Below are 25,143 nucleotides of genomic sequence, written 5' to 3'. Positions count from 1 at the left end.
TTCGACGAACTATTACTTCAGCAGCCAATTATTCTAGTTTTATTTCAAATTTAACTGACACCCAAATGTAACAAAATATGTAATTTGTGTATTTCTGAAATACACATTACATAACCCGCGAAATTGTGCTAACAATAAATGTGTCATGACGGCAAATAGCTATTAAAAAAGGGCATTAAGCCTTTAAAGCAAATAAAGACCGTCAGGCCCAGGGAACTATTCACACGAGAATAATTATGAAAAAAACAATTATCAGTACGGTAGTTGCAACTGCACTAGCAGGTTCTGCTTTTGGCGCGTTTGCTCTATCAAATCAAATCTCCGGCCACAGCGTTGAACAACAAAACGCAATTGAGGCTTCTTTCGATAAAAAGAATATTCTTGCAAATGCTATCCAAACAAGTAGTGATAGTGTTCGCGTTATCGTTCAGTTAAACGACGTACCAATGGCGCAATTTAGCGCTGTTAACCCGAGTGTTAGCAGTATGTCTGCGCATAAAGGGCAAAAGGTTAACTTTGAGTCAAACGCAGCTAAGGAATATAAATCGTTCCTTGAAACTCAACAGCAATCTGTTATCCAATCAATCAAAGCGTTTGATAAATCATTTAAAGCTGACTTGTCTTACACAGCGGCATTCAACGGTTTTGCTGGTATTGTATCGAAAAGCGCGCTTGATAAGCTTTCGAGCCTATCTACAGTTAAAGCGGTATACCCAGACGTTATTCACCACGCACAAATGGATGCCAGCTTAGACTTAATCGGTGCGGTTGAAACTTGGGAACAGTTTGGCGGTAAAGAAAGTGCCGGTGCAGGTGTCAAAGTAGCTATCATCGATAGTGGTATTCGCCCACAGAACCCTCTATTTAGCGGAGAGAACTTCGAAGCGCCTGCCGCAGATACCCTACCTACTGACGATTACTGTTCAGAAGCCCCTGATTTTTGTAACAACAAGCTAATTGTGGCACGTGCAGCGGATATCGTAGAAGGCTTCGCAGTTGTTGAAGATGAATATGAAAGCCCGCTAGGCTTTAACGGTCACGGTACTCACGTTGCTGGTACTGCGGTGGGTAACTACGGTGTTATGGCTGAGCGCGACGGTGCTGAAGCAGAGATTTCTGGTGTGGCACCAGCTGCCTACCTGATGGTGTACAAAGGCCTGTACGCAACTCCAGCAAACCCTGCATCTTCAAGCGGTGCATCTTCAATGTTACTGTCAATGCTTGAAGCTGCACTGACAGACGGCGCTGATGTTGTTAATAACTCTTGGGGCGGCGGCGCTGGCGGTAACCCTAACGGCTCTGTATACGAAGATGTACTTGAAGCCATGCACGATGCTGGTGTAGTTACCGTATTTGCAGCGGGTAACGATGGTCCGGGTGAAGGTACAATTGGTTGCCCGGGTTGTTCTGAAGACGTTATCACGGTTGCAAACACAACAACGGGTCGTTTGTTTGCAAACGAAGTGACTATCGAAGGTGATACCACAATTGGTTCAATCCCTGCGCTTTATTCAGTGGGTAACCCTGCAATTGTTTTCGATAGCCCAATTACGGCACCGGTTGTTTATGCTGGTGAAGTTAATGCGGAAAATGTGGAAGGTTGTGATGCATTCGACGCTGGCGCGTTTGAGGGTGCAATTGCACTTATCAGCCGTGGCACTTGTGGTTTCGTAACAAAAATTGAAAACGCAGAAGCAGCTGGCGCCGAAGCCGTGCTCATCCACAACGTAGATGGTCGCGGAGAAGCACCAATCTTAATGGGCGGCCTAAGCGAAGCGCAAACTATTCCTTCGTTAATGCTCCCTGCTACGCCAGGACAAGCGCTTGCAACTCTTGCAGTGGAAACAGACGAGTCGCTAAATGTGACCATTGGTAGTGAAATTGTTCGAGTGGTCTCAGATAGCCTTGCTGACATCATGAATGAAAGCAGCTCTCGTGGGCCAAACGGTGATCCTACGTTCCTTAAGCCTAATATTGCGGCACCTGGTACACGTATTTTCTCGGGTGAGTCACCAGATGCACCAGGACATGAAGGCGAATCTTTCTCGTTCAAAAATGGTACGTCTATGGCGTCACCACACGTAGCAGGCGCAGCGGCTCTACTTAAACAAATGCACCCAGACTGGACTGCACAGCAAATTAAGAGTGCTCTTGTAACGTCTTCTATCCGAGACGTACTTAAAGAAGATGCAGCTACACAAGCAGACAACTTTGACATGGGTGCAGGTCGTTTAGATCTACCTCGTGCTACAACCGTTGAGCTTACATACAGTGATCTAAGCTTGGTAGATGGTAGCTGCTACTTGAACTGTGAAATGTCTATCACGGTTACTAATACTAGCGACGAAGAAGTGACTGTTGATGCAACAGCTATGTTTAACGACTCTGCTATTGTAGCAACCGTTACACCACAAATGGCTACTCTGCCAGCAGGTGCTTCTGCTGAAATTATGGTTGCGGTAGACGTTACAACAGCCTCTACAGGCTCATGGTCTTTCGGTGGCATCAACTGGGCAGATACAGACGATACAACGACGGATTACTTTATTCCTGTAGCGGTTTACCCAATCAGCAGCGATGAACCAACTCTATTTGATAGTGATGTGAGTACTCAACTTGCCGCTGAAGGTGAGCTAGTTGTTACTGAAGCATTTGCGACCAACACCGATGTTACAGGTATGATCAGCATTTCTGGTGAGATTGACCATAAATACGACATCAACCCGTCAACTATTTCTGCGGTCAAAAACGGCAACCAAGAGCCGGTAAGCTTCGACGCTGATTCTGGCACATTATACTGGGAAGGTGCACTGAATACTGCGTCATTCTCAATGAGCGCAGATACTTCAATCGGTGATTTACTTGAAAGTCTAGGCGCACCACGTTACCTACCTATGGCGTTTGTTAGAGGGGCTGAGCCTATCCAATGCTCTGACGCATGTGATGATACGTCTATTACAGTTAGTCTACCTCAGGCTATCACTTATTTAGGTAGTGAATACACGACTATGCAAATTTCAACGAATGGCTTTGTCTCGTTGGGTACAAGTTCGGGTAATATTACTACTCCATTCGCAGAGGTACTTCCTAGCCTGAGCGAACCAAATAACGTTGTTGCTCCTTACTGGACCGACTTTGATCTAGAAGGTGGCGGCGCAGGGACGGGCAGAATATGGGCAGTTCCTTTAGGTACAGGTCACTTTGTTGTTGAGTGGGAAAATGCTCAAATTTGGGGTGAAGATGGTACAAGCTTTAATTTCCAGGTATGGTTTGAGTATGAAACAGGCAGCGTTAACTTTGTTTACGGTCCAATGGACACGCCAGTATATGCAACGGTTGTAGGTGCTGAAAACGCATCTGGTAGCGTTGGTACTACTTTCGCTTCACTTACGACAGATGGCCTTCAAGGCACGCTTCCTGCGGAAGGTGATGAGTTCGCATTAACAGCTAATGCTGGTGATGAAGTAACGATCAGTTACGCAGGTACTGTTCTTCCTTCAGGCGAATACATGGATGATATGCTAACTGTTGATGAAGATGCGTCGGTAACGGCTAACATCCTTGCTAACGAGATGGATAGCACGATCATTAACACGTTTACAATGGAATCACTTTCAGGTGATTTCCGAACGTTTACGCCAATTACTATCGATAAAGAGCCACTTGACCCGTCAACTGTTACAGTTACTACTGAAGCAGCAAACGGTTCAGTGACAGTTAACGATGATGGTACGGTAACCTACACACCAAATACAGACTTCTTTGGTGAAGACTCATTTACCTACACAGTCCAAGTTGAAGGTACAACTACTGATGAAGGTGAAGTTGTAGAAGGTGATATCATTGGTGAAGGTACGGTAACTGTACAAGTTGCTGGCGTTCAAGATGCACCAGTACTTTCAATTTCTGCGCCATCAAGCGTTGATGAAGGCGAGTCATTTACCGTAACAGCTTCAGCAACTGACGCAGACGGCGATGACGTTACGATCGCTATCAATGGTGTTGAAATGACATCATTCACTGGTACTGCACCAAGTCATGAGCAATCGACAACTGTGACGGTAGAAGTAACAGCGACAGACGGTATCGATACAACTACAGAAACCGTAACTATTGCAGTTAACGATAAGTCTGGTGGTTCTATGGGCTGGATTGCATTACTTCTTGCACCAGCGGTATACCTGCGTAGACGCATGAAACGTTCATAACGTTTACTAAAAATGTAAAAAAGGCCGCAATCGCGGCCTTTTTTAATCGTCTTTCGAAAGTTGCTGTAGATGCTGTGACATCCTCTTACTTGGCTGGACCCCAAGTTCACGGAACTTTTCAATTTGTCTAACGATGTTCCCTCGCCCGTTAGTTAGTTTATTCATTGCTTGCTCATAACTTGCCTGAGCGGTATCCATAGACTTTCCTACTTTTTCCATATCAGTAACAAAACCTACAAACTTGTCGTATAACTTAGCGGCTTGTTCAGCAATAAGCTGTGCATTTTGATTTTGGTACTCGTATTGCCAAATATTATTAATGGTTCTAAGCGCTACAAGTAAGTTTGTAGGGCTTACCAGCATAATATTGTGGTTTAGCGCCATGGTGACCAAGTCGGGCTCTTCTTCTACAGCAATTAAAAAAGCGGGTTCTATGGGAATGAAAAGTAAAACGTAGTCTAACGTCTTTAATCCTTTTAAGTTCTGGTAGTCTTTTGCGCCAAGACCTTTAATATGCCCTTTAATTGAAGCTACGTGCTGACTTAAAAACTGCGCTTTTTCCGTTTCATCATCACAATTGAAATAGCGCTCATAAGCTGCAAGGCTTACTTTTGAATCTATGATGACGTCTTTATCATTTGGTAAATGCACTACTACATCAGGCTGGAAACGCTTGCCTTGTTCAGATGTCGCAGACATTTGAGTTTCGAATTCGTGTCCTTCCCGTAAACCAGATTCCTTAAGAATGCGTTCAAGAACGACTTCACCCCAGTTACCCTGCTTCTTGTTATCACCTTTTAGTGCATTGGTAAGTGCAGCTGCTTCTTCTGTTATTTTTTGATTTAAAGCTTTTAAGCCTAATATTTCTGTTTTAAGTGACGCTCGCTCCTGGCCTTCGCGTATATGCTGCTCTGAAATTTGACGTTTAAAGCCATCTAGTTCATTTTTAAACGGTGCCAGCACAGCCTCAATATTGTGCTTAGTTTGTTGTGTATAGCGCTGCTGTTTCTCTTCAAAAATTCGGTTTGCTAAGTTCTCAAACTGGGTTTGCAACCGTTGTTCAGAAGCATTCATAGCCGCTAACTTGTCTTCATGCGCCGCATGCAGCGCCTGAATTCTGGCCTGGTGGGCCTCGTTTTGTGCCTGAATTTTTGCGTTAGCCACCCTCTCGCTGCTCAATTCATTTTGCAACGTGTCACAATACTGTGAAGATTGAAAAAGCTTCGCCGAGATATTTTGGCTGCGGATGAAAGAATAGAGAGCTAATAGACAAACACTAATAAAAGCAATTAAGAAAGCGACGGGTTCGCTTGAGATAAGGTTGGTAATCATAGTGCACATTCATACTGTTATTTTGTACAGCACTATAAACAAAATAATGAAAATATACCAATTTGTAAGGGTTAAAACAGGTGAATCAAGTGAGTGTTAGTTTCTCGCCCGAGGCCATGTAGTCTCAATTAAAAACAAAAAACGAGCGACTGCGCGCCCGTTTCATTTAATCAATCAAAGCTTTTATACTTGCTTTGGTAAGCGAAATAATCTCACTTCGTGATGATTTTCGCATTAGCCAAGTTATTTGTAAAAGCTTTGCAAAAGCCTCACCGTAACTCACTATTTAGAAAGTGAAGCGTCAAGCTCTTCTATTTTAGCTTTCCAAATAGCTGGGCCATTCTTATGTGCATTTGCACCTGTGCTGTCTACAGCAACGGTTACCGGCATATCTTCTACGTCAAACTCGTAGATTGCTTCCATACCTAAATCTTCAAATGCCACAACACGTGAGTTCTTTATCGCTTTCGATACCAGATAAGCTGCTCCGCCAACGGCCATAAGATATACAGCTTTGTGTTTTGCAATGGAGTCAACCGTTGCTGGGCCACGCTCTGCTTTACCAATCATGCCGATAAGACCTGTTTGTTCAAGCATCATGTCTGTGAACTTATCCATACGGGTAGCTGTTGTAGGGCCAGCCGGACCCACTACTTCGTCACCTACAGCGTCAACTGGGCCCACGTAATAGATAAAGCGATTGGTTAGGTCAACACCTTCTGGAAGGCCTTCACCATTTTCCATCATGGTTTGAATGCGTTTATGTGCGGCATCACGGCCAGTAAGCATTTTACCTGATAGTAATACCGTTTCGCCTACTTTCCACTCTTGAATGTCTTCTTTGGTCACTTCATCAAGGTTCACGCGGCGGGTGTTTTCACTCACTTCCCACGTTACTTCTGGCCAATCTTCAAGCTTAGGCGGCGTAAGTTCTGCTGGACCTGACCCATCTAAGTAAAAGTGTGCGTGACGTGTAGCGGCACAGTTAGGGATCATAGCCACTGGCTTAGATGCAGCATGTGTAGGCAGAGACTTAATTTTAACGTCAACAACGGTCGTCAAACCGCCTAAGCCCTGTGCGCCAATTCCCAGTTTGTTAACTCGGTCAAAAATTTCTAAGCGAAGTTTTTCGTCAGTAGTTTGCGGGCCACGTTCAATAAGTTCTTGAATATCTACTGGATCCATAAGGCTTTCTTTAGCAAGTACTGCAGCTTTTTCAGCTGTACCGCCAATGCCTATACCCAACATACCAGGAGGACACCATCCCGCCCCCATTGTAGGCAATGTTTTAACAACCCAATCAGCAATATCATCGCTTGGGTTTAGCATAACCATTTTAGATTTATTCTCTGAACCGCCGCCTTTTGCTGCGATCATTACTTCAATCTTTTCACCCGCAACCATGTCGATGTGAACAACAGATGGCGTGTTATCTTTCGTGTTTTTACGCGCACCAGCTGGGTCAGCAACGATAGATGCACGAAGCGGGTTGTCAGGATTAAGATAAGCGCGGCGTGTACCTTCATCAACCATTTCTTGAACGGTCATGTCAGTTTTGTCCCATGTTACGCCCATACCCACTTTAACGAAGCAGGTTACAATCCCAGTGTCTTGACACAATGGGCGCTTTCCTTCGGCCGACATACGCGAGTTGATAAGAATTTGGGCCATTGCATCTTTCGCGGCTTGGCTCTTCTCTTTGTTGTACGCTTCTTCTACGGCCTTAACATAGTCGAGTGGGTGATAGTAAGAAATAAACTGCAGGGCATCTTCAATGCTGTCAATGAAGTCTTGTTGACGGATAACGGTCATGACATCCTCTTTTTATTTGGCTTTCGTGGTCTTAGCTAGCTAAAAAAGCGTATACTAGCGCATCTCAAGACATCGCACCATGCAAAACCATGTGCTTGGGGCTAATTCCAGATATTTTTACGCGCTATATTAGTTATACGCATTAGAAAGCGTTGTAATAGCGACAATAAAAACACTTGTTCGCAAGTGTCAGTTACAAATTGGCGGTCGTTCTTTTCTGCTTTTAAGCACTCGACGGCCTGGATGAAAAGAAGTACAGAAAAACCTATGCCACACGCAGATACTATCAATGTTCATGTCACCCGTTTTACTCAGCAGGAGTTAGTCAACGAATTTGCGCTAGACTGCGATAAAACTCTATTTTTCAATAGATTATTTGAACAAATATCTGCACAGCCCTACGCTATTTTATTCGACACTTCAGGCTCTTCTAAGAGCGATGGCCGGTTTAATATAATGGCCTTTTCACCTACCGCTGTCATTGAGGCGAAAGGCGAACAAACAGAACTAATCGATTTACACACCTCTTCACGCCAACGTCTTAACATGCGGCCTTTCGAGGCGGTTCAAGCGCATTTGCATGCCAGAGTCGAATCTATCGAAGTAAAGGCTACTTTTGACACTACCCACTTACCTTTCGTTGTTGGTGTAGCAGGAATGGCTGGATATGACACCGGTCGATTCTATGAAACATTACCCAGTATGGCTCAAAGCGACTACAGTACACCTGATTTCACTGTTGGCTTGTATCTGTATTCACTTATTGAAGACACCCAAACGGGCTATATATATTTTTGCAGCGCAGATAATCGTCCTTTGTCGCAAGTATTTAAGTCGTTAATGCAAGTAGCAACATCTAAGGATTTTAAGCTCACATCGCCCTTTGAATCTAATCTATCGAAAGACGCCTACGAAACATGTTTAGCTAAAATTAACGCTTATCTTCGTGCAGGCGACTGCTATCAGGTAAATATGGCACAGCGATTTAGTGCGGAGTTTGAAGGAAGCATGTGGCAGGCATATTGCGAGTTACGTAATCAGAATCGAGCGCCCTTTTCTGCCTATTACAACCTTCCACAAGGCTGTATAGCGTCTATTTCACCTGAACGTTTTTTACGTGTGAAAAACAAGGTTGTAGAAACTAAGCCTATTAAGGGCACTCGCCCTCGCTTTGACGATATTGAAAAAGATAAAGCCAGTGCACAGAGTTTGCTTAACGCCGAAAAGGACCGTGCAGAAAACCTTATGATTGTTGATTTACTTCGTAACGATGTTTCAAAACACTGCAAGCCCCACACAGTAAAAGTACCCGCACTCTTTGCACTTGAAAGTTATGAAGCGGTGCACCATTTAGTTAGTACCGTAACGGGCGAATTAAACGACGCGTCGTCGCCTTTGGCGCTTTTAGCGTCTGCGTTCCCTGGTGGTTCAATTACTGGCGCACCAAAGATACGCGCTATGGAAGTGATTGATGAACTAGAACCTCACCGCCGACATATATATTGTGGCAGCGTGTTTTATATGGGGTACCGAGAAGATATGGATTCAAGTATCTGTATTCGCACGGTGTTAGCTGAGAACAATAGATTACATTGCTGGGCAGGCGGTGGTATCGTGCTAGACTCTGTACCAAGTGAAGAATACCAGGAAACACTTGATAAGGTATCAAAAATACTGCCCGTGCTAGCAATGATGAATCAGTAACAGAACAGTTTTATGCGCTCTAACGGCAAGCTTAATATCTGGCTTTTGACCTGCCTTGGTTTGTAACTTGCGTTGGATTGTGACTTATAAATAATTAGTATCTATGAAGAAAAGCGAATTTCTATCACAATTTCATCACTTAAGGCTGACTCACACTGAGCCTGACTTTCCTTTAAAGAAAACAGGACGGCCCGCGGCGGTGTTAATACCTTTGATAGACTATGGCAACTCTCTACAGCTTCTGTTAACTGAACGTGCACATCATCTGAAACACCACCCCGGCCAAATCAGCTTTCCGGGTGGAGCGGTGGATGAAACCGACAATTCTTTTTTTGCCGCTGCGCTTCGCGAAGCAGAAGAAGAAGTTGGCCTTCCGTCTACTCACGTAGATGTTATTGGCATGCTGCCAAAATATAGAACAATCAGTGGCTATGAAATAGCCCCTGTTGTAGGCTTTGTAAACCCTGACTTCACACCGGTTATCGATAAGAATGAAGTAGAGAGCGCTTTCGAAGTCCCGCTTGCTCATGTGTTAGATAGAAAGAACCACCTAGTCCATAATACTCACCGAAATAACAAAACTTTTCCTATATACTTTATTCCTTGGCAGCACCGTATGATTTGGGGCGCAACAGCTGCTATGCTACGAAACCTTTCGCACCATATTCACCCCTGATATCGAAAATTAGGCAGCCTTGTCTAAGGCCCTATAAATTAAACTTTACAGCCTATTAGCAAAACTAATCTCACTATTAGCATTTCTGTATTGAGCTTTTAACGTAGTAGATGCATGATCTTAATATTACTTAGTTTTAATTTATGAATGTTTATGATCAGTGTATTCGATATGTTCAGTGTGGGTATTGGCCCATCAAGTTCGCACACAGTAGGACCGATGAAAGCAGGTGCCGAGTTCGTTTCTGAACTTGCACAAGATACTGCGCTTTTCGATTCAGTTGATAGCGTAAAAGTTGAGCTATTTGGGTCACTAGGTCAAACTGGCATCGGACACGGTACCGGGAAAGCTGTCATCCTAGGTTTGTTAGGCGAAATTCCCGACGTAGTGGATGTTGACGCTATTGACAGCAAACTCGAGGATATTCGTAATTCCGAACTACTTTGTCTCAATGGCCAGAAGCAGGTCAACTTCCCGAATAAAAATGCGATTGTATTTCATCGCCGTAAGACACTGCCCAAACATGCTAATGCACTGACGTTTTACGCTTACTCAAAAGATGAGCTGGTTAAAGAGCAAACCTATTACAGCATAGGTGGCGGCTTTATTATCAAAGACGAAGATTTTGACGCAACTAAAGCGCATGCCGCCAGCCTTCAAGCTTCGGTGCCCTTTCCTTTTAAAACCGCTGAAGAATTACTTGCGCTGTGTAAAAACAACGGTTTAAGTATTAGCTCTTTAATGCTGCGTAACGAAACGACGTTTAGACCGAAACATGAAGTGAAGCAACAGTTACATCATATTTGGTTAGTAATGAAAGCTTGTATTCAACGCGGTATTGAGAGCGAAGGAATACTGCCTGGAGGCCTAAAGGTAGTACGTCGCGCACCTGGGCTTTATCGTCGCCTTCAAACCGAGCATACGAACGATCCTATGCAAACTATGGATTGGGTGAACCTTTTTGCTTTGGCAGTAAACGAAGAAAATGCTGCGGGAGGGCGTGTTGTAACCGCACCTACAAACGGTGCCGCAGGTATTATCCCCGCCGTACTTCAATACGTAGATAAATTTATTCGACCTGTTGATGAAGAAGTAGCAAGCCGCTTTCTTCTCACCGCTGGAGCCATTGGCATACTTTACAAAGAGAACGCATCTATCTCTGGCGCTGAAGTAGGTTGCCAAGGAGAAGTGGGTGTTGCATGCTCAATGGCTGCAGGCGCCCTTGCCGAAATAATGGGCGGAACAGCGGCATCCGTAGAAAATGCTGCAGAAATCGGCATGGAACACAACCTTGGATTAACCTGTGATCCTGTAGGTGGCCTGGTGCAAGTTCCATGTATTGAGCGTAACGCAATGGGTGCAATAAAAGCAATAAATGCTTCTCGCCTTGCACTACGCGGTACAGGTGAGCAAAAAGTGTCACTAGATAAAGTCATTAAAACGATGCGTGATACGGGTAACGATATGAAGACAAAATACAAGGAAACAGCGCGAGGCGGTCTCGCGGTAAATATCATCGAGTGTTAATCGTAAGTTCACTATGAACAAAGATTAAAAAAAAGGGGCGACAGCCCCTTTTTTCATTCGTCTTGGTTTTTCACAACGTTACTTAACTGGTAACGTCACGCCCTTAAACATTTTTTCAACTTCTTCATTATTTTTCAGCATCATCGCTTTTTCGACTTTGTCTTTTGTAAGGTGAGGTGCAAATCGCTCAATGAAGTCGTACATGTAACTTCTAAGGAATGACCCTTTTCTAAAACCAATCTTTGTGGTGCTGTAATCAAACAAGTGGCTTGCGTCTATTTTAACCAAGTCATCGTCTAACTCTTCGCTAACGGCCATCGACGCGATGACTCCAATACCTACACCCAAGCGCACATAAGTTTTAATTACGTCGGCATCGGTGGCAGTGAAAACAATTTTTGGCGTCAGCCCTGCTCTTTCAAAAGCCTGGTCTAATTCTGAGCGTCCTGTAAATCCGAACACGTAAGTCACTAACGGATACTTTGCAATGTCTGAAATATCTATTGTGCCCTTTTTAGAAAGCGGATGATCTTTGTTTACAATTACGCTGCGATTCCAGTGATAACACGGCAGCATAACTAAATCGTTGTACAAGTGAAGCGCTTCAGTGGCGATAGCAAAGTCAGCTTCGCCTTTAGCGGCTAGGTCGCTAATTTGAGAAGGCGTACCTTGGTGCATGTGTAACGACACCTTGGGGTACTTTGTCATAAAACCTTGGATCACGTCTGGTAACGCATAGCGTGCCTGAGTGTGCGTGGTAGCGATATTAAGCTTGCCTTGGTCGGGAAGTGTATGTTCTCTTGCAACGGCTTTGATGCTTTCTACTTTCGCAAGAATCTCGCGAGCAATGTTGATTACATCATTACCCGCGTCGGTTACGTGAGTAAGGTGCTTTCCGCTACGGCCAAAAATTTGAACGCCTAATTCGTCCTCTAGCATACGCACTTGCTTGCTAATACCTGGCTGTGAGGTATACAAACTTTCTGCCGTTGCAGACACATTCAAATTATTATTGAGAACTTCTACGATATACCGTAGTTGCTGTAGCTTCATATTTTACACCGTATTATGGGATCGACTGACACTTTACTCCCTCCGTTATAACCAAAACTACGGTTTTTTACTAGTTGCTATTACAAAATTAGCATTATAAAGTTGAATTTAATTCATTTTTTTACAAATTTACGCGTAATTTGCCCTTCATTTTCTAATCTCTTCTACAGTATGTTTAGGGTTAAAGAGTCGCACGGCGTTTAATAGATAATGAGCAGTAGTAAACAAGTTACATCTTCAATCGATTTTTCATCTGTATTAGCTGCTGCTGTACACGATATGAAGAATTCACTATTTCTTTTAATTCAATCTATTGAAACATTGAGCGATTCGCTTTCACCGCAAAACACTGAAGCAAGAGAACAAGTAGCAAGTGTCCATTATGAAGCATCAAGGCTAAACACGAACCTTGTTCAGATACTCTCTTTATATCGAGCAGAATTAGAAAGCCTGCCTATCACGGTTGATGAAAGTTTTGTCAAAGATTTAGTTGAGGATGTTGTCGGCTCCAACGCACTCTACGTATCTCAGAAAAATATAAAAATTACTGTTGATGCTGAAGAGGACCTAAGTTGGTATTTAGACAGTGAGCTAATTTATTTGCTTTTAAACGATGTGATTATAAATGCAATGCGCTATGGCACGTCGAAGATACTTGTTTCAGCCCGTATTGATGAAGATGAATTTATGATTTTAAGGGTTGAAGATGATGGGAGTGGATACCCCGAAGCAATGTTGTCTAAAAGCCACGACGCGCTATGTGACTTTGAATTAAGCCAAGGTAGAACAGGCCTCGGACTGTTCTTTGCTAAACTCATTGCAAGCGCGCATTCTCAAGGCGACAGAATAGGAACGATTACCCTTTATAACGGTGGAAGCCTAGGCGGGAGTGTATTTGAAGTAAAAATACCGTAAGATTGTCCGATAACAATAGATAATTCAAAAAGTAACGCTCGTGGTTGATAAAAAACTGACGTTATAAGATGTAAAAACAGACGGAAACACACGCATGTACGTGATTATTATTATTTTAATTGTTGTTTTGCTAATCGCAGCTATTTTCATTAATGCAATTCAACAACATCGTCAAAAGCAAGACGCCGAGCGTCGCACCGAGTTAGCCAAACAGCGCACTATTGTTGATGAAACCGAGAACATTATCGCTGCAAGTGTAAATATGCCGGTTTCTTCACGGATCATGGGTATTCTTCACAATCGCATTCTTAATGCACTCAAAACCATGAATGAATTATCGAGCACCGCAGAATTAAAACAACGGATAGCGAGTAGCGAGCAAGCTACCGCAGACTGCGCTGTCAGATAAGTCGACTGGCATTTCAGAGTTTTCGTTGCCTGATAACGATAAAATGATAATTCAGTACATTCAAGCGGTTAAAAAACTGCGCATTGTGCTTCGCTCTGAACATAGTAAAGGGCAAATTGATTCAAAAGTATTCATGGATGAAGATAAGCAATTGGAACGTTTGCAGGTCAAAGTAAACGTAGAGACGCTTATTAAGCGCGGCCGCGCTGCACTACAAACCAATATGTTGGGCTCAGCAAGACAATATTTTGAAAAAGCCAAAACGGCGCTGGAAAATCAGAACCCGCAGGATGAATACTCTGCATCTAAGCTTTCCACACTTAACGAGTGGCTAAACGAAATTCAAAGCAATCTTAAGAGCGTGAACGAAAAAGACCGCGCTAAAAAGCAAGAAGAAGAAAGAGACGAACTGGACGAGCTATTTGCTCCTAAAAAGAAATGGTAGTCCCTACTCTCGTAAATTACGTCGCGTGTTATGTCGTTTGTGCATAATGCGCAATGGCCAAGTCCCACAAAGACTGAGCTGGTAACGACAAGCCCTTTCTTGCGTTTTTGATTATTCCTATATTTTTCACTAAAGGCTCATCAGCAATACTTAGAGTTACAAGACCAAGCCCGTCCATTTGATCTTTACAAATAGCAGGCATAATAGATATGCCCAATCCATTTTGTATAAGTTTTCCAAGGGTAGATAGTTGCCCTGTCTCTGCAATAATATTCAACTCGCCGAAATGTTGAAGCTTAGACTGCGTCCAGTGACGTACCGCAGAACCACGGTTCATCATCACCAAAGGGAACTGGAGACAATCCTTCCAATTAAGTGATTTGCCCAAGCTAGACAATAACGCTTTATTTCCTACTACAACAAACTCATCGGTAAAAAGGCTTTTAAATACAAGGCCGTCTTTGCGTTCTGGCTCGAAAGAAAAGCCTATTTCACTGCGCCCGGTAGTTACTTCGTGAATAACCTGTTCCATAACAACGTCTACTATTCTTAGGTTTACGTTAGGAATGCGCTGGTGAAACATTGATAATATGTTGGGTAAGTGTGACTCGGCAAACGAAGGCATAGCACATACAGTGAGTTGGCCTTTAGCCATAGCAAATAGGTTTTGCATGTCTGAAAAAGTGTTGTCCCAGTCATGAAGTAAACGCAGCGCGTTTGGAAATAATACCTCTCCTTCAGGCGTCAAGCTTACGTTACGTGTATTACGCTGAAACAACTTACCGCCTAATTGCTCTTCCATTTTTTTTATCGCAGAAGACAAAGCCGGCTGGGTCAAGTGCAGGTTCACTGCAGCTTCGGCAAACGTTGAAGACTTGGCCACTTCAACAAATGCCTTTATTTGACGGTATGAGACATCCATAAATGCAGTCCTCTACAACTTATTAATAAATAATATTTATTAATTAAAAGATTAATTCGATTTTACATATCTTGCAACAATGCTGATACTTATTTTTAACAATAGTGTTGGAGATAAGAAATGGCAGGGTTTAACAAAGTTGTATCCTCGTACGATGAGGCCATGAAAGGCCTTGAAGACGGGATGACGGTTATTGCTGGAGGCTTCGGCCTTTGTGGAATTCCAGAAGGCCTAATTAGTCAAATTAAGACGTTGGGAGTGTCAGGCCTTACGGTAGTGTCTAACAATTGTGGTGTGGATGGTTTTGGGTTAGGCCTATTGTTAGAAGATAAACAAATATCAAAAATGGTGTCTTCCTATGTCGGTGAAAATGCATTGTTTGAGAAACAATTGCTTAATGGCGAGTTAGAAGTTGAACTTACCCCACAAGGCACGTTAGCTGAAAAAATGCGAACTGGTGGCGCAGGAATTCCCGCGTTCTACACTGCCACAGGTTATGGCACGCCGGTCGGCGAAGGGAAAGAAGTTAAAGAGTTTGATGGGCGCCCTTATATTCTTGAGCATGCCATTACTGGCGACTTTGCAATTGTAAAAGCTTGGAAAGCAGATACCTACGGTAATTGTGTTTATCGCCACACTGCACAGAACTTTAACCCTATGGCGGCAACTGCCGGCAAGATCACTGTTGTAGAAGCAGAAGAAATTGTAGAGCCTGGCGAGCTAAACCCTAGCGAAATCCATACCCCGGGTATATATGTAAACCGTGTTATTAAAGGGTCATTTGAGAAACGTATAGAACGTCGTGTAGTTAGCAAGGAGACCGTATAATGCTTAGTAGAGAACAGATTGCAATGCGCGTAGCCCAAGAATTCAAAGATGGCGATTACGTGAATTTAGGCATAGGTATCCCTACCCTTGCGGCTAATTATGTCCCCGATGATATCAGCGTTATGCTGCAGTCGGAAAACGGCCTTTTAGGAATGGGCCGTTACCCTACTGAAAGTGAAGTCGACGCCGACATGATAAACGCAGGTAAAGAGACGGTGACGGCTATAACCGGCGCTTCGATATTCAACAGTGCCGAGAGCTTTGCCATGATCCGTGGCGGACACGTAGATTTTACTGTGCTAGGTGCATTTGAAGTTGATGTATCGGGCAATATTGCCTCATGGATGATACCGGGCAAACTGGTTAAAGGTATGGGCGGCGCCATGGACCTTGTTGCTGGCGCGAAAAACATAATTGTAACCATGACCCACACCGATAAACGCGGTAACCCTAAGTTACTAAGCGAATGTACATTACCGTTAACCGGCGTGAACTGTATCACACGCATAATTACTGACTTAGCAGTGCTGAGCGTCGAGGACGGCGCCTTTGTCCTTCAGGAGCGCGCACCAGGCGTGAGCGTAGACGAAATCAAAGAGAAAACCGGTGGAAACCTTGTAGTACCTGAAAACGTACCAGAGATGCAGTTTTAGTACGTTCAACAAAAACACATGAAACGCTTACATACAACATTATACAATTACGTCTAAATCGCTCGCGCTTACCAAGTAGCACATTGTGTGTTCAAGGTAAGCGCGACTCACAAGGCAACATGCCAATTCGTTTATTCTAAAACTATCCTGCCCCTTATTACAGGATTACAGGTGTTATTTGTTCGTTATCAGTGCCACACACCCGAGTTTATAGCGTGAGGCGCAATAAGCCTTTTAATACAGTGTGCATTAGGGGATAATGCGCGCGAACGATATTTTTAAAAAGGCTCACCTTTCTTGCTAGTTACTGATTTACCTGTACACCACAAAATTATTTCAAAGCTCGAAACGAAAAACATTTCGACGCTAACCGAAATTCAAGAGCGTACTATGCTTCCTGCAATACAAGGGAAGGATATTATCGCGTCTTCAAAAACAGGGTCAGGTAAAACCTTCGCCTTTTTAGTACCTGCTTTAAACCGGCTAATGTCGCAAAAAGCGTTAAGCAGACAAGACCCGCGTGCACTTATCCTTGCTCCTACACGTGAACTCGCTAAACAAGTTTTCATTGAAGCCAAGTCAATGTGCACGGGCTTAAACCTTACGTGTTCGCTTATTGTGGGCGGCGAAAACTACAACGACCAAGTTAAAGCGCTTCGACGCAACCCTCATATCATCGTGGGTACAGCTGGTCGTGTTGCCGATCACCTTTTAGACAAAAGTGTGTATCTGAACGGTCTAGAACTACTAATTTTTGATGAAGCCGACCGCATGTTGGATTTAGGCTTCTCTGCTCAGCTTAAAATGATCAACGACTATGCTGATCACAGAAAACGTCAAACTATGCTGTTTTCTGCCACGCTCGATAATATTGAGCTTAAGCATATGACAACGCAGTTGACCCAAGGTGCTGTACGCGTTGCTGTTGGAGACTCAACGGCAGAGCATGGCGACATTGAGCAGAAGTGCTTCTTTGCAGACAACGTTGATAACAAAGATCAAATCTTACAGTTTGAGCTGGCCAAACGTACCTACAACCAAGCTATCGTATTTACTGCTACCCGTGAAGATACCGATAGAATTGCAGCATTGCTTAACGAAGAGAATTTAGAAGCTATTGCTCTTCGTGGTGATATGCTACAAAGCCAACGCGCAGCAGTAATGAGTGCATTTGCTCGTGGGCAGCACAGTATTTTGGTTACCACCGACCTCGCCTCCCGTGGTCTGGACCTGTCAAAAGTTGGCTTGGTAGTTAACTTCGACCTACCGAAAAACGCCGATGAGTATATTCATCGCATCGGCCGTACTGGGCGTGCTGGGCAAAAAGGCGAAGCTTTCTCTTTAATTGGCCCGCGCGATTGGAACAGCTTTGAAGGGCTTAAGAATCACCTTCAATATGCTTTAGAGTGCTCACCGCACGACGAATTCGCAGCCTCGTTCAAGGGTTTCAAGCCAAAGAAAAAAGTGTCGAAAAAAGCTAATGCGCAAAATGGTAAAAAGCGTGTGGCTAAACCTGTTAAAACAAATGTGAAAAAGCGCGTTGACACCATGTTGGGTGAAGATATCGGAATGGTTCCTGTTAAACGCAAACCAAGAAATACACAGCAGGACGACGAAGAGTAAAACACGTTTAATAGTTAATACTAATTCGCCGCTAATTATCATAGCTAGCGTTAATAGCGGCGGTCATCGCTTCATTTATTCTTAACCAACACTCTCTTACACACTTTCCCTATCATCGCTTCGTAACACATGCTTTAATTTATATATATAGCGAGAGGTTACCCTCTAGCGTTATTCGTTACTCTAATTACCTTTAAAGCTTCTTAAGCCATTCTTTAAAATGGATTTTATAAACATGAGAGCACTAAAACTCGTTTCAATATTACTCATTGCTGTACTCATTATTTCCGTACTTTTTTATGAAAAAATAATTGCGAGTGTCTTATTGCCTCAATACATTGAATGGGCGCATGAAACTGATCAGAAAGGGCTTGAAATAGGTAAACCGCTAAATGAACAAGAGTTGGCGCTAGCAGCTGAAATAGGCATTAAACACCCCGAAAAAGTAAGAGTCGTCTATGTGGATGAAGTGCCATTCCCTTATGAAAGTTTCGCCCTTAAGGTTTTTGGTGAAGCCGTTGGACTTGTTGGAGAAGGCATAATAAATAACGCACAAGTTTTTGGCTATTCAATTTACTCGCGCAAGGACTTCGTACTTAATAGACCTAAACTAGCCCATGAGTTAGTTCACGTGTTACAAATTGAAAGAGCTAGCTTAGACGAGGTTGTCACCCAACATTTTTTTGATATGGCTGAGTTCGGCTACGACAAAGCACCACTAGAAGTCGAGGCTGCCAAAGCTAATAAAAAATACAGTACTGAATGGTAGCTCTTACTAAGCTGGCTTACTTTTCTACCTTCGTCCAATATATACGCTCGCCTCTTAAGGATTAAAGCTCTGTTATAGACAAACACCAGACCTTTAAGGGTTAGGCTATAAACTTCCGATTTGTGCCAGAAGCTGTCATTCGTACGCCATAAACACTGGCGTCGTTTACAGACTCCGAGATCTTTGATTTGTTATGCAGATTATTCGCTAGGCTGCCCACCTTCAGGAAACCCTTCAGGTTTTCGAAGACCTCCAAGCATCATGGACCGAACCACTAACCTAAGAATCATCCACCATGCATATATGGCCGAGATTGATGATGATGAGTTGTCGTCCAAAAGCCCATGTGCGACCTCATTTCGCAAGTTGAAAGCCAAAGCATCAGTGAAAACACTTTTAATTTCAAAAACTAAATCTTGGCCAAAAATGTTCGCTGCATCCGGCAAATCCATCAGTGTGCTCAAACCATTTTCGTTTTCAATACCTTTTCGGTCTATGTTGCTAGTATGTGCACCAACTTCTTTTAATTGAACACGAACGATATGTTCGAGTTGCGGACACAATAGGTGAATTGCATTTCCGAAATCGTGTTCAAAACCTAGCCACAACGCATAACCTAGAAGGTGTTTCCGGTTTTGCGGAACAATAGGAGAATGATGACACAATGCCTCCATGAGTTCTTTCGTAAATCTATGCTCCATAAGCAATTGTTTTAAAGCTGGTAGTATTTGTCCCTCAACAGTAATCTGAGTTTCGATAGAAAATTGCCGCTGAATCTGCCTATGTAAAACTGCTTGGTTGGCCGGATCATCTTCACCTGCATTTAGATTCATTGGTGGTGTTTTTGCGATTACTCTTCCATCGCCACTCATGTGACTAGAGCCAATTAGACTTCCTAGGAGGCTATTCTGCATACTTTCTTTAGCACTATCGGCTAGCCTTTGGTATTCAGGGCCAGGATAAAGTCCGGTAAAATACATTAATGCCTCTTCAATAGAGTGTTTTCCTGAGACATGCGCTATTGATGATTCGACCATATCGGAGATGTCCACTCCCGGTGTTTTCACCAGCCCCATTTCATCTAATGAAGCCTTGCCTGATTCTGTTATCTTTGTACGAATTACTTCTATCTTGCTGTTGACGTTGTAATTCTCACGATTTTTGACTGGAATACGACGGTATGCTTGTATTGCATTTTCATAGAAGGAGTTGGAGACCATATTACTGCCGCCAGATCGAGAATCAGCTTCTTTTTCGAAGCAATCAGCTATCGAAACCAAACACTCCAGCCAGGCTTGCTCATCACGACACTGTTGGAATTTCTTTGCCGCCAACTCCAAATAAGATCTCGCAGAATTGAAATCACCTTCGCGCTTTAGGCCAGTGCCAGATCTCATTAATTCATGTGCTATATTTTCTCTGAGTTCATGATCTATTTTGAGTTTGTCCAGTAAACCCGCGATTCGTAGAGCCATGAATTTATTACTTGGATACTCAATACCAAATGCTCCAAATAGTTGGTTCTTGATATCATTTAGCTTCTCAAAGTCCTTTACTTGCATACATAATCTTGCAGAACGTTCCCAACAGTCATTTATGTCACGATGCCAAGTATCAGGATCGATGGTGTGCACAATATAAGACTCTATAGCGACTTTCGCATGCTCCGGATTTCTTGGCTTTTTACACAGCCATAATAAATCCGCTAGCCTTGCCTTCAACCAAGGCTCAACTATGTCATTCAGTATTACTTCGAAAAAAGCTAAGTCATCTACCGTGAAATCTTCAGGAATAGCCGAACGCCTTCCAGCCTGATAATCTGCAAAATAGGGATTAAAAGGCTCGTTTAAGCTGCCAGGAGCAAGCATCATTGATGCAGCACGTCCAAGTAATTCAAGAATTTTTGCTTGTTCTTCTAAACCAGCTTCAGCCTTCACTTTTGCATGCTTCTGAAGGCTTTGCATGACAGAAGAGTACCCATAATGATTTTCAGGTTGTACGTCATACTGCCATTCGCAGGCGATGAATTGTTGTCGAGCATCATTTAACAAATCAGTCATTCAACTTCCTTGATCTTTAATCCATAAATTGGCAAATCATTCTGGCGCATAAAAGTTTATCAATTGGCAAGTTGCCTCTTTTTCTGCCACTACATCGCCTGTTTACATTTTGCAACAATTTATAACACTGATAATTAGCTGCTACTAGTCAGATAGTGATCTGAAATTTAACATTTTATCTGTTTCAGAAAACAGGCAAATTGCCTGCTAGTATTAATAAGGGGAAAATAGCCATTGAGAAATATAATAGTTTATTTAACGTCCGCTAAACGCTCAAAGCAGCCATCAAACAATAAACATGTAAACCTAAATTTAGCCAATTCATACCAGCGCAAAATTCAGGCATAAAAAACGGGTGCTTTACAAAGCACCCGTTTTATCGTCTTCTTTTTGGGGTAACTATAAGCTTTTAAGACACATTCGAAAGAGCCTACACAAAGCTTTAGTGATGGTTTGCGTTACTAAGTAAACTTAGTACTCCCACCACCCTTCTTGCCACCACTCCAAAAACTCTTCAAAGTCGATGTAACCATCGTCGTTACTATCGATAAGCTTAAAGCCTTCCTGTACGTGGCTAGCTTTAGTCTTTGGTGAAATTACGGTTAGAAGCTCGATGAACTCAGGTAAATCGATTTGGCCATTGCCATCACGATCGAAAAAGCTGAAGTCCTTTCTAATTTCTTCAATTTTAGATTCTGAAAGTTGAGTGTCCACTCGCATTCCTTATTTCAACTGCAATAAACACGAGTGTAACGCCCTTCTTTCTGACTGTCTACGCCTGATTTTCTTTTGCTTTAAGTGCGCGTAAACGTTGAGCTTCTGCTTTTTCCTTACGCTTTTGTTCCATGGTCAAACGCGCTTCAGTACCTACGTGTTCCTGCTGACGCTCTTTCGCTAACTGAACCTGCTTTTCACGCTCTCTAAAGCGAGCAATTTGGTCGTCGGTATGTGTGCCGTAGCAATGAGGGCAGCTTACGCCAGGCTCATATTTATCGCTCTGTTTGTCTTCTGCGGTAATAGGAAGTCGACACGCGTAGCACTGTTCGTAATGACTCTTTTCAAGGTCGTGGTTTACTGCAACGCGATTATCGAATACAAAACAATCGCCTTCCCACATAGACTCTTCTTTTGGTACATCTTCAAGATACTGTAAAATGCCGCCTTCTAAGTGGTAAACCTCTTCAAACCCCTGCTCTTTCAAATAGGCTGTCGACTTTTCACAGCGAATGCCGCCGGTACAGAACATGGCCACTTTTTTATTTTTTGACGGGTCGAGTTCTTTTTCTACGTATTCTGGGAATTCACGAAACGTATCGGTTTTAGGGTCGATGGCGTTCTTGAAAGTACCAATTTCTATTTCATAACCGTTTCGGGTGTCGATTACCGTCACATCTGGGTCGCTTATTAGTGCATTCCAGTCTTTAGGCTTAACGTAAGTACCTACGGTTTGGCGAGGGTCGATACCTTCAACGCCCATAGTCACTATTTCTTTTTTAAGTTTCACCTTAGTGCGATAGAACGGCTGTTCGTCGTGAAGTGATTCTTTGTAAGAGATAGGATTGATACGTTCATCGCTATTCAGATAAGCGAGCAATGCGTCGATACCCTCGCGAGTACCTGAAACAGTGCCATTAATGCCTTCGTGGGCAAGAAGAAGTGTACCTTTGATACCATTTGCTTCCATAGCTTCTAGAAGCGGCTGGCGGATTTCTTTAAAGTTTTCAAGCGCAACAAATTTATACATTGCGCAAACAATATATTTAGACATATTTTAACCTTTGCTGATTGGAGCGTAAGACCAGTGCAAAAATGCGGCGCGGAATATAACAAAACTGAGCGTTAAAAACTAGGCGATATTTTCAAATGAAGAAAAGTCTGGCGTTGTAGCTTGGTGCTTATCTTTCCCATATTTCTCGTCATCGGCGTCGCCTTGAGAAGATATAACATCGTAAAGTAACGTATTATCTTCTTTTATGGCGTTGTCATACTGCTTTTTCAATCGTTTCTGGGTAGCTAGGCTGCAGTTGTCTACAACGTCATCGGGGATGCGTTTTGCGTCATCGGTTTGAGCTAACGGCGCGGGATTCATACTAAGAAAAAGGCGTGCACTTTCATAGTCAGTAGCGACTAAATTTGAGTGCACATGCATGTCTGTCCACTCATTTTCGCTGACCGACAACGACGGTCGCCTGTAGTGATTTAACGCCGCAAGTTGTGCCTCTATACTATTCGCGGTGTCAGCGTCTGACGTTGCCGCTTCAATTTCAAACGGCTCAGCTACGCTATGTTGCTGCATTGCAAGGTATAACGAGAACAAGGCCCCCTGCGATGACGCTCGAGCAAGTACACCACTTCGCTCCCAGTAAATACTGGGGTCTAGTGTTGTTTGTTCACTTGCTGAGGCTAAATCTGGCGACATACGTACACAATGCTGTTGTTGTATACGTATGTTGTCGGCAAGATAATGTTTTTCTTAAGCTTATTTTCTAAAGTTAGATATACTTCTAATTACTGATAGCGGGTTTATTCACGGATTCGAAATGCAATTTAGCAACAAACAAGTACTGATTGTTGAGGACCAACGTCCTTTCCTTCTTCTTTTGAAAGGGCTAATGCATTCAATGGGTGCGTCTGATGTTGTCACTAAGTCTTCTGCTGAACAGGCAGTATCGCTTTGTAAAAAACATAAATTTGATATTGTCATTTGTGACTTACACTTGGGCGCTGATACCAAAAATGGCTATGAACTCATAGAAGAGTTGCGCACGCGAAGGCTTATTAACCCCACCTCAGTATTTATTCTTATCAGTGCTGATAGTGCTCGACCGGTTGTGCTTGGCAGTATTGAACGCCGCCCAGACGATTTTCTAATAAAGCCCTTCTCACAAGTACAGTTAAAGTCTCGCATTGTTCGTGCATGGCAAAAACGACAATTTCTTCAGCAAGCGTTCAACTTAATAGAGCAAGGTGAATACAATAGCGCCGTAGATCATATTGAGACTCTTTTAGAAAACCCCCAGCACTACAAAGGACACTGCGAACAACTGCTAGTTGAACTCTATTGGCGCATCTCTCAACCTCAAAAAGCTTTAGATGTATTAAAAGAGTATATCGAAGGTAGACCTGTACTATGGGCACAAATAGCAATAGGTAGAACCTACTTGCTGTTGAACGATTATGAAAAAGCGATATCTATTGCCAAGAAAACGTTAAAACGCAACCGATTCAATGCTGATGCTCATGATATTCTTGCGCAAGCACACCACGCCTTGGAAGCGGGTGAAAAAGCCCTAGATGCAATTAAGGAAGCTATCAAGCTGTCGCCCTTTTCATTACCTCGTCATTTTAAAGCTTGTGAAATTGGTCGGGAAAATGACGATTTAGTGCTAGCAGCCAACTCTAGCCAAGCAATTTGGAACCTATCAAAACGCACTGTGCACAAAGCAAGCTTACATTGGTGCACAATGATACGCAGCCTACTTGATGTTGCTGAATCAGCTGATGACAAAAGCCAGCGCAATAAGTATCAGCAAGAAGCGTTACTTACGTTACAGCGAGGTAAGTTCGATGAGCATCTATATAGAATCGACAGGGAGTTCGACGTAGAAATATTTGGCAATATTGTAAATGCAAGAATAAGCGCAATTGATGGGAAACTCATTGATGCAAAGCGTCATCTGAATACATCGCAAATACAGCTTGATGATAAATACGTAGAAGTACCTACAGCGTTTATTCCAGATAGCATTAACGTTATGTACAAACTAGGAGAGTTCGACGACGCGCTGCAGTTGAATTCTCTACTTTCATCGAGAGGTGAAGAACTCGACCAAAATAGTTCTTACATGCTAAAGACACAAGCGCAAAAAGCACAAAAAAGCCTTGCTAGTTATCAGCAGTTTAACCGTGAAGGCATTCAACACTACCAGCAACAAGACTTTGAGCGCGCTAAAGCCTCGTTTGCGCTTGCTCAGGGTTTCGCACCTGTTAACACTGGTGTCGTACTTAACTTGCTTCAATGTCTTCTTCAGATAGCCATAAAAGAAGATAAGGCGGAAATGAAGTTAATAAACGAATGTAAGCGTTTATTTAAGCTTATTGATGACATGACGCTCAAAGCGCCGTACAAAGAAAAGTACGAAAACATTCGAGATGAACTTTCTAAGTATATTGGCTTTTGAAATCCAGTGACATATTAGGTTCTTTT

Annotated in this window: 18 protein-coding genes and 1 pseudogene; 11 read left to right on the top strand and 8 right to left on the bottom strand. The window is 43.0% G+C overall.

Annotation, left to right across the window (positions count from 1 at the left end):
• Positions 1–236 precede the first annotated feature (236 nt).
• Positions 237–4,208, top strand: coding sequence for a S8 family serine peptidase (locus ACYX4W_RS13240; RefSeq protein WP_476073500.1), 3,972 nt, complete (start codon positions 237–239; stop codon positions 4,206–4,208).
• Between the two features lie 42 nt (positions 4,209–4,250).
• Here ACYX4W_RS13240 and rmuC read toward each other — a convergent pair whose 3' ends face one another.
• Together rmuC and ACYX4W_RS13230 are read right to left on the bottom strand one after the other, a co-directional pair.
• Complete coding sequence (gene rmuC, locus ACYX4W_RS13235; RefSeq protein WP_476075479.1) at positions 4,251–5,540, bottom strand: DNA recombination protein RmuC; 1,290 nt, start codon at positions 5,538–5,540, stop codon at positions 4,251–4,253.
• Between the two features lie 282 nt (positions 5,541–5,822).
• Positions 5,823–7,352 carry a fumarate hydratase gene (locus tag ACYX4W_RS13230; protein WP_118494812.1) on the bottom strand — a complete coding sequence of 510 codons (1,530 nt, stop codon included), beginning with the start codon at positions 7,350–7,352 and terminating at the stop codon, positions 5,823–5,825.
• Positions 7,353–7,619: 267 nt separating this feature from the next.
• On the opposite strand from ACYX4W_RS13230, the gene pabB reads away from it, so the two are divergent.
• From pabB to ACYX4W_RS13215, 3 genes are all read left to right on the top strand, one after another.
• The gene (pabB, locus tag ACYX4W_RS13225; protein WP_476073499.1) at positions 7,620–9,056 is read left to right on the top strand and encodes an aminodeoxychorismate synthase component I; all 1,437 of its coding nucleotides are present in this window, start codon (positions 7,620–7,622) and stop codon (positions 9,054–9,056) included.
• Positions 9,057–9,159: 103 nt separating this feature from the next.
• Positions 9,160–9,732, top strand: coding sequence for a CoA pyrophosphatase (locus ACYX4W_RS13220; RefSeq protein ID WP_179983451.1), 573 nt, complete (start codon positions 9,160–9,162; stop codon positions 9,730–9,732).
• Between the two features lie 153 nt (positions 9,733–9,885).
• Positions 9,886–11,259, top strand: a complete 1,374-nt coding sequence (locus ACYX4W_RS13215) for an L-serine ammonia-lyase (protein ID WP_476073498.1) — start codon at positions 9,886–9,888, stop codon at positions 11,257–11,259.
• A 78-nt stretch (positions 11,260–11,337) separates the two neighbouring features.
• Here the strand turns inward: ACYX4W_RS13215 and cysB are convergent, their stop codons facing one another.
• On the bottom strand, positions 11,338–12,312 hold the full coding sequence (gene cysB / locus ACYX4W_RS13210; RefSeq protein ID WP_118494818.1) for an HTH-type transcriptional regulator CysB: 975 nt from the start codon (positions 12,310–12,312) through the stop codon (positions 11,338–11,340).
• Between the two features lie 210 nt (positions 12,313–12,522).
• Here cysB and ACYX4W_RS13205 point away from each other — a divergent pair, with 210 nt between their 5' ends.
• Together ACYX4W_RS13205 and ACYX4W_RS13200 are read left to right on the top strand one after the other, a co-directional pair.
• Complete coding sequence (locus ACYX4W_RS13205) at positions 12,523–13,227, top strand: sensor histidine kinase (protein ID WP_476073497.1); 705 nt, start codon at positions 12,523–12,525, stop codon at positions 13,225–13,227.
• Between the two features lie 94 nt (positions 13,228–13,321).
• Positions 13,322–14,081: pseudogene (locus ACYX4W_RS13200) on the top strand (hypothetical protein).
• A 28-nt stretch (positions 14,082–14,109) separates the two neighbouring features.
• Here ACYX4W_RS13200 and ACYX4W_RS13195 read toward each other — a convergent pair.
• Positions 14,110–15,003: a LysR family transcriptional regulator gene (locus tag ACYX4W_RS13195; RefSeq protein WP_476073496.1), complete on the bottom strand. Its 894-nt coding sequence runs from the start codon at positions 15,001–15,003 to the stop codon at positions 14,110–14,112.
• 120 nt (positions 15,004–15,123) lie between these two features.
• On the opposite strand from ACYX4W_RS13195, the gene ACYX4W_RS13190 reads away from it, so the two are divergent.
• The 4 genes from ACYX4W_RS13190 (at position 15,124) to ACYX4W_RS13175 (ending at position 18,876) form a co-directional block, all read left to right on the top strand.
• Entirely contained in the window at positions 15,124–15,831 is a 708-nt protein-coding gene (locus tag ACYX4W_RS13190) for a CoA transferase subunit A (protein ID WP_476073495.1), read from the top strand.
• Positions 15,831–16,484, top strand: coding sequence for a CoA transferase subunit B (locus tag ACYX4W_RS13185; RefSeq protein ID WP_269917095.1), 654 nt, complete (start codon positions 15,831–15,833; stop codon positions 16,482–16,484). The genes ACYX4W_RS13190 and ACYX4W_RS13185 overlap by 1 nt, the downstream gene beginning before the upstream one ends.
• Positions 16,485–16,781: 297 nt before the next feature.
• Positions 16,782–18,107 (top strand): DEAD/DEAH box helicase, encoded by a 1,326-nt coding sequence (locus ACYX4W_RS13180; protein WP_476073494.1) that lies wholly within the window; start codon positions 16,782–16,784, stop codon positions 18,105–18,107.
• A gap of 235 nt (positions 18,108–18,342) precedes the next feature.
• A complete protein-coding gene (locus ACYX4W_RS13175) occupies positions 18,343–18,876 on the top strand; it encodes a hypothetical protein (RefSeq protein WP_476073493.1) in 534 nt (177 codons plus the stop codon).
• Between the two features lie 200 nt (positions 18,877–19,076).
• On the opposite strand, the gene ACYX4W_RS13170 is transcribed toward ACYX4W_RS13175, so the two are convergent.
• The 4 genes from ACYX4W_RS13170 to ACYX4W_RS13155 all read right to left on the bottom strand — a co-directional run bounded on the left by ACYX4W_RS13170 (position 19,077) and on the right by ACYX4W_RS13155 (position 23,355).
• Positions 19,077–20,936 (bottom strand): DUF4209 domain-containing protein, encoded by a 1,860-nt coding sequence (locus tag ACYX4W_RS13170; RefSeq protein ID WP_476073492.1) that lies wholly within the window; start codon positions 20,934–20,936, stop codon positions 19,077–19,079.
• Positions 20,937–21,407: 471 nt separating this feature from the next.
• On the bottom strand, positions 21,408–21,656 hold the full coding sequence (locus tag ACYX4W_RS13165) for an EF-hand domain-containing protein (protein ID WP_474856335.1): 249 nt from the start codon (positions 21,654–21,656) through the stop codon (positions 21,408–21,410).
• 52 nt (positions 21,657–21,708) lie between these two features.
• Positions 21,709–22,704: an oxygen-dependent tRNA uridine(34) hydroxylase TrhO gene (gene trhO, locus ACYX4W_RS13160; protein ID WP_476073491.1), complete on the bottom strand. Its 996-nt coding sequence runs from the start codon at positions 22,702–22,704 to the stop codon at positions 21,709–21,711.
• A gap of 78 nt (positions 22,705–22,782) precedes the next feature.
• Positions 22,783–23,355 carry a VC2046/SO_2500 family protein gene (locus ACYX4W_RS13155; protein WP_476073490.1) on the bottom strand — a complete coding sequence of 191 codons (573 nt, stop codon included), beginning with the start codon at positions 23,353–23,355 and terminating at the stop codon, positions 22,783–22,785.
• 121 nt (positions 23,356–23,476) lie between these two features.
• On the opposite strand from ACYX4W_RS13155, the gene ACYX4W_RS13150 reads away from it, so the two are divergent.
• Positions 23,477–25,117: a response regulator gene (locus ACYX4W_RS13150; RefSeq protein ID WP_476073489.1), complete on the top strand. Its 1,641-nt coding sequence runs from the start codon at positions 23,477–23,479 to the stop codon at positions 25,115–25,117.
• Positions 25,118–25,143: the final 26 nt, after the last annotated feature.

This window comes from Alteromonas sp. ABH4_454, assembly GCF_056311775.1.
The sequence above is the reverse complement of the archived record's forward strand: the minus strand, read 5'-3'. Positions and strand labels throughout refer to the sequence as shown.

Excerpts from the sequence above, each read along its gene's own strand:
- ACYX4W_RS13195 (WP_476073496.1), bottom strand. The coding sequence starts at position 15,003 with ATGGATGTCTCATACCGTCAAATAAAGGCATTTGTTGAAGTGGCCAAG.
- trhO (WP_476073491.1), bottom strand. The coding sequence starts at position 22,704 with ATGTCTAAATATATTGTTTGCGCAATGTATAAATTTGTTGCGCTTGAA.
- ACYX4W_RS13230 (WP_118494812.1), bottom strand. The coding sequence starts at position 7,352 with ATGACCGTTATCCGTCAACAAGACTTCATTGACAGCATTGAAGATGCC.
- ACYX4W_RS13240 (WP_476073500.1), top strand. The coding sequence starts at position 237 with ATGAAAAAAACAATTATCAGTACGGTAGTTGCAACTGCACTAGCAGGT.
- cysB (WP_118494818.1), bottom strand. The coding sequence starts at position 12,312 with ATGAAGCTACAGCAACTACGGTATATCGTAGAAGTTCTCAATAATAAT.
- ACYX4W_RS13215 (WP_476073498.1), top strand. The coding sequence starts at position 9,886 with ATGATCAGTGTATTCGATATGTTCAGTGTGGGTATTGGCCCATCAAGT.
- ACYX4W_RS13175 (WP_476073493.1), top strand. The coding sequence starts at position 18,343 with ATGAGAGCACTAAAACTCGTTTCAATATTACTCATTGCTGTACTCATT.
- ACYX4W_RS13185 (WP_269917095.1), top strand. The coding sequence starts at position 15,831 with ATGCTTAGTAGAGAACAGATTGCAATGCGCGTAGCCCAAGAATTCAAA.
- ACYX4W_RS13170 (WP_476073492.1), bottom strand. The coding sequence starts at position 20,936 with ATGACTGATTTGTTAAATGATGCTCGACAACAATTCATCGCCTGCGAA.
- ACYX4W_RS13155 (WP_476073490.1), bottom strand. The coding sequence starts at position 23,355 with ATGTCGCCAGATTTAGCCTCAGCAAGTGAACAAACAACACTAGACCCC.
- ACYX4W_RS13150 (WP_476073489.1), top strand. The coding sequence starts at position 23,477 with ATGCAATTTAGCAACAAACAAGTACTGATTGTTGAGGACCAACGTCCT.
- pabB (WP_476073499.1), top strand. The coding sequence starts at position 7,620 with ATGCCACACGCAGATACTATCAATGTTCATGTCACCCGTTTTACTCAG.
- ACYX4W_RS13220 (WP_179983451.1), top strand. The coding sequence starts at position 9,160 with ATGAAGAAAAGCGAATTTCTATCACAATTTCATCACTTAAGGCTGACT.
- rmuC (WP_476075479.1), bottom strand. The coding sequence starts at position 5,540 with ATGATTACCAACCTTATCTCAAGCGAACCCGTCGCTTTCTTAATTGCT.
- ACYX4W_RS13165 (WP_474856335.1), bottom strand. The coding sequence starts at position 21,656 with ATGCGAGTGGACACTCAACTTTCAGAATCTAAAATTGAAGAAATTAGA.
- ACYX4W_RS13205 (WP_476073497.1), top strand. The coding sequence starts at position 12,523 with ATGAGCAGTAGTAAACAAGTTACATCTTCAATCGATTTTTCATCTGTA.
- ACYX4W_RS13190 (WP_476073495.1), top strand. The coding sequence starts at position 15,124 with ATGGCAGGGTTTAACAAAGTTGTATCCTCGTACGATGAGGCCATGAAA.